Raw genomic sequence first — 12,368 nt, forward strand, 5'->3', positions numbered from 1 at the left:
AACCTCTCATTCGACATGACAATATGCCTGAACCTTCTTGTTCTCCGGCTATTTCAGTGAGGCGGGCAGTTTAATCCCATGGAGCTTGCCGCCGGATTGAATCAGCAGCATGCCGCCGGTCTTCAGCAGGGGGCCGAATTCGCGTGATCCGGTACGGACAGTGAATACAGGTTTCGAGCTTATGAGGTCATAGGCATGCAGCAGTCCGTCGGACTGTCCGACATAAACCCCCTTGCCGAATATAGCGGCTTGCACCGTAGCGTTCTCTCCCTCATCAAAGTGTATATATTGTCCGGTATTCAGTTTCATGGCAATCAGGCCATGGCTGTTGTAATCGGTGAAATAGACCCGGTCCTGATGCACCAGGCCCAGAGGGGAGCGCTGATCATATCTCTCCTGGGCCCATTTCTTCACCGGCTCTGCCCCGGGTACATAGTTATTGAAATCGTATAGAGCGAGGCGCTGCCCTTGGTAAATGTACAGATCGTTTCCGTTAAGAAATGCGGAGCCATAAGAGCCGCCCCCGCGATATATTCCGTCCGTTACGGCATTGTCCGTCCAACTGTAGGTCCGCTCTCCTTTGAGTGCTCCGGTCCGGAGATTGAAGGCGGCGATTTTGATTTTGCGGTTCACCGGGTCATCATCCAGCATGAATAACTCGCGCTCCGAATAAAGAATGCCATCCTTTATGGCCAGCGTACCCTTCTGCCTGGAAGCCTCCCACAGCTTGGTGCCGGTCAATTTATCGTATACGGCGATCAGAGGCATGGTGAGTGCGCCGGATACGGCATAATTTCTAGTGACAACACCCTCAGCCTCCAGCGGTTTTGAGCCAGAGTAGTAATTATTTGGATCTTCGGCAATCTGCCATTTGATTTTACCGGTTGCGGCATCTACGGCCGCCATTTTTTGCCCTTGAGTCACATACACCGTTCCTCCGGTTACCGTAAGGCTGTCAGCAGCCGAGTAGCCGAGTGTGGCGGACCAAACTTTGCCTCCATTTTCTTCTTTCACCTTATAAAGCGTCCCCGCTTGGGTCATTCCGTAAATGGCGCCATTGTTGTACACCATTCGCTGAGCCAACTGGCTGCCATATTCCCAGAGCTTGGTGCCGGTTGCTGCCTTCAATGCGGCCAGCTTGCCGTTTGGTTGCAGCATAAATACCTTGCCGTTCTCTGCGATGGCTGTCACCGGGTCAGGGTTATCTGCCACTTTGGGCTTTGCGATCGACAGGGACCAAGCAGGTTGTACCGCCGGTGCCTCTATTTGCTGGTAATAGACGTTGCTTGTGCTTACTGCCGCCTTTTCTGCCTGAGCTGTTCCATCACCCGCTCCGAGTGGCAGCATCAGTGCAGCACAGATGGCACAGCTGAGTTTCTTGAAATATTGTTCCTTTCTCATTGTGAATCCTCCATCCTCAATTATATTGTAACCGGTGCATATTCTGGAACTTCTATATATATAGACTTATTATTTGTTAAAAAGTTACATTGGAATAGAGGGGGAATTGAATTTGAATTCTGCAGGGAGCAGAGATCCAATTGAAACAATGGTCCGAGAAAAAAGCTTATTTTTCAAATATTAAAATATTCATATATATATACAGGAACTTTAAATACATATATACTTGAGTCAGCTAAAATGAAGCTCTTGAGATCATTTTTAAAAAAGGAATAGAATCTTGTCTTCATATAATTATTAAGATAGGAGGCAAGTTTGTTTGAGTACTGTAAGCATCCTTGTACAGACATATTTGGGGATTGAAAAACGCTATGAAGAACTTGTTAACCAATATTCGGGATTAACTTTTCTTGAAGGTTCAACTGCAGTTGTTGAAGGAGGAGCTTATTCTTGGAGTCCCCTAAGTGCAGATGCAGCATCCATCCGAGAGCGCCTATATGCTGATTACATAGACTTAATTGAAATGGCACGAGAGACCCTGCAAAGTAAGGATAGTCCTTATGTTATAACGTATGAAGAGAGCGTAAAAGTAACACTAGCTTATTTCACTCAAGAAGATTTAGTGTTTGTCTCATCGCTGGAAGAAGTTTTTAAGATTGTAAAAAGAGAAATAGACCTTCAACGTTCTATCATCTGCTCCATGATGTATGATAGTTGATTTTATTTTATCAGATATAAAAATAAACCAGCGCGCACGGATTGCATCCGTGCGCGCTGGTTGTTTATATTCTACCCTACACAAATACCTCAGCCCACTCTGCTGCCTGTTCTCTAGCCAGAATGGTAAACTGCTTGGTCAGTAGATTCGCTGTAAGCTTTGCCTCACTAGCTTGATGTTTCCACGTGATTTCCAGCTCATGACTGCTTTTCTCTTGAATTGCAATATCGCCACTGAAGGCAGGGCAGCTGTTTCTGAATTTCAGCAACTGGAACAACTTTTGCACAACGGGGCGTTTGGTCTCAACCTCAATTTCCTCTTTGGTATAATAGTGCCGGTTAATATTGCGTCCTTCCTTCGTGCTCTCCAGCAGTTCAATATCATTCTCTCCCGCCAGCAAGCCTACATAATAGATTTGCGGGATACCCGGTGCAAAGCACTGAAGAGCCCTCGCCAGTAGATAGGCCTGATCGTCGTTTCCGAGTGCAGAATAATAAGTGCAATTAATCTGATAAATATCGAGATTGTTGTATGCTTCCGTACTGTAAATTTTCTTAACATTGGCACCTTGACTGTAGAGATGTTCACGGGTCATTTCCGCTTCCTCATCTGATAATAAGTCCTTCACATCAACGACTCCGATGCCGTCATGAGTATCCAGGGTGGTGAATTGTTTGCGCGGACAAATCTGCAGCCAGTGGGCCAGACGATGGGCCTTCCCGCTGAACAGCGCATGCAGTACGAGCATCGGGAGCGCAAAATCGTAGACATAATAACCCTGCTCGGCAATCTTCAGCTGAATGCTGTAATGTTCGTGAATTTCAGGCAGCACGGTGATACCGGTAGGATTTACAATATCTTCGGAATACTTGAGCATTTCCCAGATCTCCGGCTCTACAAAAAAGCAGTTCGTTCCAATCTTTTTGTTAGCATAAGCAAAAGCATCCAGGCGGATAATCGAAGCTCCCTTTCCGGCGAGAAAAGTCAGATTGTCCCGGACAAACTTCTTCGTGGTTTCTGTTGTCACATCCAGGTCAATTTGCTGCTCATCAAAGGTGCACCAGACTTTCTCCGTAGTGCCGTCTTTAAATGTGACTTCAACGTACGGAGCACGGGGCTTGCGTTTATAGATCAGATCGACATCCGCATCTGTGGGTTCGCCGCCGGGCCAGAAGTCCTTATAGCGGATGAACAGATCAGCATATTCCGAATCCTCTTTTTTATCCAGGAAATCCCGGAAATAAGGCGACTGTCTGGAAATGTGATTGATCATAAAGTCGTACATCATATAGAATTTCCCGCTCATCTCTTCAACCTCAGACCATGATCCAAAGGATTCATCCACTTGGGTATAATCCATGGGTGCAAATCCGCGGTCGCCGGACGAAGGATAGAAGGGCAATAAATGGACCCCGCCGACCACTCCTTTTAAATGTTTGTCCAATATTTCATTCAATTCTTGTAAATTGCGTCCCAAGCTATCGGCATAGGTGATCAACATGGCTTCATTTTTGATTTGCATAATAAAATGTTCCTCTCTGCCCTGTAGGTTTTGTTAGTGGGTGATGTTCGTTTCTCGTGTTAATTTCCACATGATGCTTTCATAATCGCCTTTCCATAGTGCGGGAACAGCAAGCCCGCTGTTCATCAGTTCGTCCGCGCCATAGACTCCGCCTTTGTCGCAGGAGTAATTGCTGCTCTCATCCAGACCTTGCAGTCGAACCGAGCTCACCCGGCTGTTTGCCTCCGCTCCGGTTCTAAAATAAAAGACTAGCGCTTCACTCTGGTCGGCGGAAACAAACATCCATGCGGTTTCATTACCTTCAAACGGGCTGAGCAGCCGGTAAAAACCGCCAAATTGGATTAACATCCGGTTTGTTTTATAAAGCTCAATCTGCCTCCGAATCTCAGCCTTTTCTTCTTCGCTTAACGCGGTTACGTCAAGCTCGTATCCGAAGTTCCCGCTCATGGCGACATGCCCGCGGATGTCCAGTGAAGTGCTGCGGTGGACTTGATGATTCGGAACAGCGGAGACATGGGCACCCATGGAGATGATCGGATAGACAAGGCTTGTTCCATATTGAATCTTCAAGCGGGATACGGCATCCGTGTTATCGCTTGTCCAGGTCTGTGGCATATAATACAGCATGCCTGGATCAAAACGCCCGCCTCCGCCTGAACAGCTTTCGAATAGGACATGCGGGAACGTTGTCGTCAGTTCCTCCATTACTCTATACAAGCCAAGGATATAGCGGTGAGCGGTTTCGCGTTGTCTCACCGGCGGAAGGGTCGCCGAGCCGATCTCTGTCATATGTCTATTCATGTCCCATTTGACATAGGTAATCGGGGCGGACGACAGGATGTCTGAAACCATGGAGATGATTTCGTCGCATACTTCCGTCCGCGAGAAGTCAAGAACCAGCTGGTTGCGTCCCTCGGAACGGTTGCGGCCGGGAACATGCAGACACCAATCAGGATGCTTGCGGTACAGCTCACTTTCCTGTGAGACCATCTCCGGCTCGAACCATAAGCCGAATTGCATCTCCTTGTCCACGATTCGCCCGGCCAGCCTGTTTAATCCGCCCTCCAGCTTGTTCTCATTAACAAACCAGTCTCCGAGGGAAGATTTATCATCATCGCGTTTGCCAAACCAGCCGTCATCCAAGACAAACAGCTCCATGCCAAGTGAGCTGCCGGCTTCTGCGATCCGTTCGATACTGTCTGCATTAAAGTCAAAGTAGGTTCCTTCCCAGTTATTAATCAGAATGGGGCGGACCTGGTCGCGGTATTCCCCGCGGCATAAACGTTCTCTGAACAATCCGTGAAACGTCCGGGACATTTCTCCCAATCCATTCGCGGAGTAGACAAGGATTGCTTCAGGACATTGAAATGCCCCGCCAGGCTCAAGACTCCAGCTGAAGTCAAAATCATTAATCCCCATAGAGACCCTCGTGGTCGAGAACTGATCCACTTCCGCTGAGGCTGTAAAGCTTCCGCTGTACACCAGGCTGAATGCAAAGATCTCACCGCATTCTTCTGTAGCTCCTTTTCGTGCCAAGGCAAGAAAGGGATTGTGCTGGTGGCTGCTGGCACCCCTGCGGCTCTCAATAGACTGGATTCCCTTATGCAGCGGTTGTCGTTCAATATGCCGTTCTCTGGCCCAGGCGCCGGGAAGATGTACCATATCAAAATTGTCATCGCGGAAATCGACATTGGCGCTGAAAGCCCGCAGGACCTGCAAGGGCTCGGCTCCTTTATTCAGCAGCCGGACGGAGCGGGCAATTACATTTCGTCTTTCGTAAACGGTATAAGACAACGTAACGGAGAGACCGAGGAGGGAATCCAGCAGATGGATTTGCAGGGTCTGTGCTTCGTGTTCGTCTTCCACGTAAGTAACGGGAAGTCCGTCTATGGACGGTTTTCCCTGTACGATCTGATGGGAGATCACCCGCAGATCGGAGATAGTTGTTCCATCTGCTCGCTGGATTTGGTAGGCCGGATTGCGGAAATCAGTGCCTCCATAAGCCGGATATTCCTGCGGAAGTGTGTCTAGAGAGAAAGTGCGGTCATCCGGGTTGGGGTTAGGGGAGAATCCCCGGTCCAAATATTGCAGCGCATTGCTGCCATCATATCGGCGGAGACGTTTGCCCCAATAGAGATGGGCCAGGTAACCCCCATCAATAATTCGCAGGATGTAGCTGGTCTCACCCGCTGTTAAATGGAACGTACGGGATTCGGCATCAAATTGTATACTCATCTGGGCTCACTCCTTTAACGGTTAATTAACGAGGTTCAGCTTTTTACAGCCCCGGCGGATAAGCCGGCAATGAAAAAACGCTGGAGGAAAAGATACAACAGCGTAAGCGGCAGCATGGACATCAGAGATCCGGCGGCTACCCAGCTCAGATTGCTGGTAAACTGGGAGAAGAATGCGGATAAGGCCACTGTCAGTGTATGCATGCTGGACGATTGCAGGAAGAAAAGAGAGAATTGATAGTCATTCCAGATCGAAACCCCTGACAAAATAATCGCCGTCACCGTTACGGGCTGCAGCAGCGGCAAAATGATTTTGAAGAATAGTCCTACTCTGGAGGTTCCGTCAATCATCCCGGCTTCATCCAGTTCTTTGGGGATGGTGCCGATAAAACCGGTGTACAAGAAAATGGTCATCGGAAGATTGAAGGTTACATTGAGCAGGATCACACCCCAATACGTATTCAGACCATTCAAGTCCACGATGAACTGGTATAGCGGCACTAACACGGTCAAGGGGGGGACGATCAGCGCGGAAATGAACAGAATATAAACGAATTTATTCAAGCGTGTCTGAAAACGGGACAACGGATAGGAGGCAAGCGAACCGACAACCAGAATAAGGAGAACGGCAAAAAACGTGATGATTATATTATTAATAAAGGCACGGTCTAGATTGGCATATTGCCAAGCATTCTTGAAATTGTCCAGATTGAAATAACCCGGAAGAACCCACTTCGAACTTAAATCACTTTCCTTTTTGAACGCGGTGCTGACTAATAGGTACAGCGGAACAATATGAACTACGCCAATCAGCGCCATCAACGCGATTTGCCACTTGTTTATTTTGGGGGTTGCCATTATGCATTCTCCTTTCTCCGCAGCAGAATCAATGCAGCTATGCCGATAATGCTAGTAATAAAGAACATTAAGTTACCCATAGATGCTGCGTATCCAGCGTCCTGTCTGGCAAAATACATTTGGTACATCATCGTCGACAGAGACTGTGAGGCGTAGCCGGGGCCTCCGTTGGTTAGAGCGATGATTACGTCAAACAGCTTCAGTCCGCCAATGATATTAATGACCACATTGATAGTGATTGACGGGGCTAGCAGAGGGAAGGTGACATTCTTGAAACGCTGCCAAGCGGATGCGCCGTCCAATGAAGCTGCTTCATAATAATCGGCAGAAATGGACTGCAGGCCTGCCAAATAAATAATCATGGCCGTACCGACAAATTGAAAGGTGTTGACCAGCGTAATCAGCCAGACATTCAGCTGCGGATTGGCCAGGAAATTAACCGGATCTCCGCCAAACAGCTTAACCAGATCGTTCAAGGCGCCGCCGTTCATCTGGAAGATGAAATACCAAATGTAACCCATGATCAAAGGGCTGATAATGACCGGCAAATAGATGATTGTTCTAACGATTCCTCTGCCTTTAATGCTCTGGTTCAGCAAAAGCGCGTACAGCAAGCCAAACAAGTTTTGCAGAATTGTGCTGCCCAAACCGTAGGTTAATGTATTTTTGACAACCGTTCCTATATTCGGATCTGTAAATAAGCGTTTATAGTTGGCTAAGCCAACCCAGGCGGAATTTTGCGAATAGCCGTCCCAGTTTGTAAAAGAGATCCGTATGCCGTTCATAAACGGGTAAAAAATAAATGCAGCAAACAAAATCAATGCCGGCAAATACATCATATTGATTCCGAGTAATGATTTCTTCACACAATTCCCTCCCAATATGAGGAACAGAGAGCCCTCTCTTCAGTGAGGACTCTCTGTTCCTGCTCTATATCTATTTCTGCTGAGCTTTTAGCCGTTCTACTTCTGACTTCATATTCTCGCTGTATTTCTTAGCGGTAATATTTCCGGCCAACAATTCCTGGGCGTTCGTAATCATTACATCCCACATGCCGTTAGGAAGGTATATCCGGTCAAAATAAGGCAGTACTTTAGTATCCTTATATTGATCATAGTACTCACTGAAAGCGCCACCGCCGGATACATCCTTGAGGGCGGCTGGAGAAAGGGTTGCATCGGATACTTTCTTGACATTATCCAGCTGCGCCATATAATTCAGGAAATCTTTCGTTTGTTCAGGATAATTGGTGTCCTTCCATACCCCGAGTGCAAGCCGCTCGCCTCCGGCAAAGGTAGGCTCGTCGCCTGCAACAATAGCCGGCAGCGGAGCGATTCCCATTTTCACATCAGGATTGATCTTTTGGATATCTGCATAGGACGAAGGAGTATGGAACGCAAATGCCAGCTTGTCTTCAGCGAAAAGACGGGCTTCGTCCGCATATTTTGCCGTCAGCAAGTCGTTGTTCGTATAGCCCTTATCATATATTTCCTTGAATTTCTCAGGCAGATAGGTCCATTTATTCCAGTCGAAGGTGCCATCAAGAAGTGCCTGGGCTTCATTCTGCGGCGGAGTAATCAGAAGCGGATTTGCCATCATATCAAAGAACTGGCCGATGGTCCAAGGATCAAGCCCGGAGAAGAACATCGGAATGACTTCACCTTTGCTTTCTGTTTTGATTTTTTCGGCGGAAGCCAGAAGCTCATCCAGGGTAGCAGGCGGCGTCACACCGTATTTTTCAAGTACTTTAACATTATAGAAAAGGCCGTCTTTCGCTTCGTTGAGCGGCAGTGCGTAGACTTTACCGCTTTTATCAGTAAGCGTCGGTTTGATCGTGTCCGACATTTTTGCTGCCCAAGGTTCGTTTTTCAGATCCATGGTGTAATCACCGTAACGGAGCTTGGCCCAGCCATGGGTATCGAAAATATCCGGTAATTCGTTGGAGGCCATTTTCATTTTCATAATACTTTCATAGTTGGAGCCTGGGAACTGAACCTCGATTTGTGTCCCCGGATGTTCCGTTTGATAATTCGCTACAATTTCCTGGATGACATCCCGTACACCCTGTTCACCTACGGTCAGCATCATGGTCAGCTTGACGTTCTCTGCAGCACCTTCCACATTCTTGTTTTCGTTATTGCTGCAGGCAGCAAGTCCGAGACAGAGACTGGCAGCCAGTACAGAACTTAGATATTTCTTTTTCATTTTGTCATCCCCCAATTATTAATTAACGCGCTTACATACAAAAGAATAGCATTTATAAAAGCGCTATCAAATGACACCATTCTACGATTTATGCGCTCATTTCTCGAATTGACTTCTGGGTGTACTTTCCTTATTCTTGTTGTAGTAAAGGAGGGGCTTCCAATGAAACTGCATACGCTGCGATCCAAATTAACCCTTTCTTACGCATTGATCATAGCCATACCCGTGGCGATTATTATGGTTTGCATGCCGGCTTATTATCAGTATCTTTTGGAACGGGAGACCGAAGCGCTGACGCGGAACACGCTTACCTCCATGACCGAACATATTGTGACCTATCTGGAACAGTTAGAGCAAATCACTTATCTTCCCTATTTTAGCCCGGAATTAATGCAAGCATTGATTACTAAGAATACTTCTGATTATTCTTCCAACACCGAATTCGTCAAATACCCGGTGGAGCTGTCCTTAAATACCTTCCTGCCGGCATTTCTGTTGACCTACGGCAACAATTTATCAGCCGCCTTGCTGCTGACTCAAAATGGTGACGTATACAGTCAGACCAACGGTCTGTCGGATGTCGTTGAAGATTATCCGTTTTTTGATCAGCCGTGGTATCTTCAAACGGTACAGGCGGATGGCAAAGCAACCTTTATTAGCACCCACCATCAGGATTATTTTACAGCCCCGCTGACCAAACGTGTATTTTCCGTAGCCCGCGTTATTAAAGATCCTGAATCCCTTCGTCCGCTGGCTGTCATTATGGCTGATGCGGAGACAAGCTTGCTGGACGAGATTGTGATCAAGGATTTTGGCGTGCGGTCCATTAGTGCGATCCTCAATGAAAAGGGAGAGGTCTTTTATTCCACGGCCCCTTTGTCAGAGCACATTCTCAAAGAGATCTCCAGTGCAGGGGTATCTCAGGTTAAAGATTCCGGAGAATCTTATGTCGTCATCTCCAAACCGATTCGCCAGGCCAATTGGAAAATGGTTGCCTTGCTTTCGAAATCAGAGCTGAGGGAAAAGGTAGAATGGATGTATATTGTAGGGCTTCTATTCGCCTTTATCGGCCTGCTGCTCACATTGCTGCTGTTGCGTTATGTTTCGCGCTGGATTGTGGGTCCCTTTCTTCAAATGAAACAGGCCATGAAGCAGGTGGAGAGAGGGAATTTCCAGGTCCGGCTGGAGCCCGTCGGCAAAGACGAAATCGCCAGTCTGGGATACTCCTTCAACCATATGATTGACACCATCAACGAGCTGATCCAAAAAGAATACGTCGCCGTCTTGAATGAAAAGGAGATGAGATTCCGGGCGTTGCAAGCCCAGATTGAGCCTCATTTTCTGTTCAATACGTTAAATGGATTTTTCGCGCTGAACAGGATCGGCGAAAAGAAAAAACTGGAGGAGGCCATCCTTTCTCTCAGCTCGCTACTGCGATATACGCTTGTTCAGGAGAATTGGACTACCATAGGGGAAACCTTTACTTTTCTGCGCAAATATTGCGGTTTACAGCAATTACGGTTTGATGAACGTTTGGAGTTCAGCCTGCAGTTTGATCCCCGGATTTCAGAATTTAAAATTCCCAAACTGCTGCTCCAGCCACTGGTCGAGAATGCGATTATTCACGGGATTGAACCTTCAGCCATGCCCTGCCGCCTTGTTGTCGATGCGGGACTTGAACAAGAGGGTGAAGATTGCTTGTACATAAAAATAGAAGATAGCGGAGTCGGGTTCCTGGAACCAGCCGCTGAATTAGAGGATAGCATTGGACTGCGTAATGTGCAGGAGCGTTTGAAATTTGCTTATCCGTCCGCTGCCTTTGATATTCATAGCTCGCCCGGAATGGGGACCACCGTGACCATTCGAATACCGCTTAAGGATGTGGAGAAATGAGAGTGCTTGTTGCAGATGATGAAAAGCTATCCAGAGTCTCATTGATCAGCATGCTGGAGGAATCGGAGCGCGACATTTCAATTGCCGGTGAGGCAACCAACGGGGAGGACCTGCTGAATGCTTTGTCAAAAATGCAGCCCGATGTAGCTTTTGTCGATATCCGAATGCCCAAAATGAACGGACTGGAAGCGATTGAACGCGGCCGCAAGCTTTCTCCCCATACCCAGTGGGTCATTTTGTCGGGTTTTTCCGAGTTTGATTATGCCCGCAAGGCGCTTAGCCTGGGAGCCTTTATGTATTTATTAAAGCCTCTGGGGATGGAGGAGCTGGGAGCGGTCCTGGATTCACTTTTTACTAAGATTGATCAGACCTACCAAAGGCTTGACGACGAATTTGAGCATTACATACTGGCAGCTTTGAATAACGGGCAGTCCCCCGGCCTGGCAGAATTCGTCTCCGAAGCCCGTTATACGAAATATAAGGTATTACTGATTGCGACAGATACGCATGCATTCCCGGGACAAATGGAACAAGCCAAGCGCTGTTTATACAGTGCAATACAGGAAGCTGTCAGCGGATGGTCCTCTTTAACTTGCCGTGTGGCAATATTTACGCTGACTAGCGGGGAAACAGCAGTGGCGATGTGTTGGCAGGAGGGGGAGCCGAAGGACGATCTGCAGATGGAAGTTATGACGGACAGCATATATCACCGAATAAACCGTCTGACAGACCAAAGGATTGCCTATACTCAGGTTGATAGCAGCATATATACAAATATTGGCGGCATGCTGGCAGGTCTGCAGGACATTCGCCGGTTGCTGCCGCTGCGTGCCGTTATAGGAATTAACCACAGATTTTCGCTTGAAGAGCTCCAGAAGCAGCCTCCTGCGGCAGCTCATATGGGACTTGTAATGACCAAGCTGGTCGATGATTACCATCACCATCTCTATATGGATTACTGCAGGGAGTTGGAAGAAATTACGACCCTGTTAAGGACGGAACAACACTCCAAGCAACAAATAAAGCATATGCGGAGTTTTATTCAATATGGAATGAATGATAGTACTGAGCTTGAAACCGTTGAGCTGACAACCCTACTTACCCGCCATGCGGATAAGCTGCTAACTGACAAGAAAAAACTGGAGGGCGAGCCTCCGGATATGATCTCAGAAGTGATCTATTCTATTGAACAACATTATGCCAGCAATATCTCCATTGCCCAGTTGGCGGAGAGGCTGAGAATCACACCTAATTATCTGAGCTCTACCTTCCACAAAAAAACAGGGACCACATTTACGAAATATTTGACTCGTCTGCGGATTCACCGGGCCAAGGAGCTTTTAAGTACGACCAACCTTCCGGTAAAAGATATCGCCCTGCAAGTGGGATATTACAGCACCAGACATTTCGTCAAATTATTTATAGAATCCGAAGGCTGCTATCCGACAGAATACAAGAAGCAGGCTCGTCTATAGGTTAGCATTACACACCATCACGCCGCTGAACTGAAATGAACAGGTAATGTTTTGTGCTTTCT

9 protein-coding genes are annotated in these 12,368 nt (G+C 47.4%); 3 read left to right on the top strand and 6 right to left on the bottom strand.

Annotated elements, in window-relative coordinates:
* Nucleotides 1-48: 48 nt before the first annotated feature.
* The gene (locus ACAN56_RS19620) at nt 49-1,401 is read right to left on the bottom strand and encodes an outer membrane protein assembly factor BamB family protein (protein WP_379145200.1); all 1,353 of its coding nucleotides are present in this window, start codon (nt 1,399-1,401) and stop codon (nt 49-51) included.
* A gap of 319 nt (nt 1,402-1,720) precedes the next feature.
* Here ACAN56_RS19620 and ACAN56_RS19625 point away from each other — a divergent pair, with 319 nt between their 5' ends.
* The gene (locus tag ACAN56_RS19625; protein WP_038587694.1) at nt 1,721-2,119 is read left to right on the top strand and encodes a hypothetical protein; all 399 of its coding nucleotides are present in this window, start codon (nt 1,721-1,723) and stop codon (nt 2,117-2,119) included.
* Nucleotides 2,120-2,195: 76 nt separating this feature from the next.
* On the opposite strand, the gene gtfA is transcribed toward ACAN56_RS19625, so the two are convergent.
* The 5 genes from gtfA to ACAN56_RS19650 all read right to left on the bottom strand — a co-directional run bounded on the left by gtfA (nt 2,196) and on the right by ACAN56_RS19650 (nt 8,938).
* Entirely contained in the window at nt 2,196-3,641 is a 1,446-nt protein-coding gene (gtfA, locus tag ACAN56_RS19630) for a sucrose phosphorylase (protein ID WP_038587697.1), read from the bottom strand.
* 33 nt (nt 3,642-3,674) lie between these two features.
* A complete protein-coding gene (locus ACAN56_RS19635; protein WP_038587700.1) occupies nt 3,675-5,876 on the bottom strand; it encodes an alpha-galactosidase in 2,202 nt (733 codons plus the stop codon).
* A 35-nt stretch (nt 5,877-5,911) separates the two neighbouring features.
* Nucleotides 5,912-6,733, bottom strand: coding sequence for a carbohydrate ABC transporter permease (locus ACAN56_RS19640; protein WP_038587703.1), 822 nt, complete (start codon nt 6,731-6,733; stop codon nt 5,912-5,914).
* Nucleotides 6,733-7,572, bottom strand: a complete 840-nt coding sequence (locus tag ACAN56_RS19645; protein WP_052092475.1) for a carbohydrate ABC transporter permease — start codon at nt 7,570-7,572, stop codon at nt 6,733-6,735. Before ACAN56_RS19645 ends, ACAN56_RS19640 begins: the two co-directional genes overlap by 1 nt.
* Nucleotides 7,573-7,669: 97 nt before the next feature.
* Complete coding sequence (locus ACAN56_RS19650; protein WP_379145204.1) at nt 7,670-8,938, bottom strand: ABC transporter substrate-binding protein; 1,269 nt, start codon at nt 8,936-8,938, stop codon at nt 7,670-7,672.
* Between the two features lie 162 nt (nt 8,939-9,100).
* Here ACAN56_RS19650 and ACAN56_RS19655 point away from each other — a divergent pair, with 162 nt between their 5' ends.
* Complete coding sequence (locus tag ACAN56_RS19655; RefSeq protein WP_038587712.1) at nt 9,101-10,831, top strand: cache domain-containing sensor histidine kinase; 1,731 nt, start codon at nt 9,101-9,103, stop codon at nt 10,829-10,831.
* Nucleotides 10,828-12,306: a response regulator gene (locus ACAN56_RS19660; protein WP_038587715.1), complete on the top strand. Its 1,479-nt coding sequence runs from the start codon at nt 10,828-10,830 to the stop codon at nt 12,304-12,306. The genes ACAN56_RS19655 and ACAN56_RS19660 overlap by 4 nt, the downstream gene beginning before the upstream one ends.
* The last annotated feature ends 62 nt before the right edge of the window (nt 12,307-12,368 follow it).

It is taken from the genome of Paenibacillus paludis, assembly GCF_042610515.1.
Lineage (GTDB): Bacteria > Bacillota > Bacilli > Paenibacillales > Paenibacillaceae > Paenibacillus_AQ.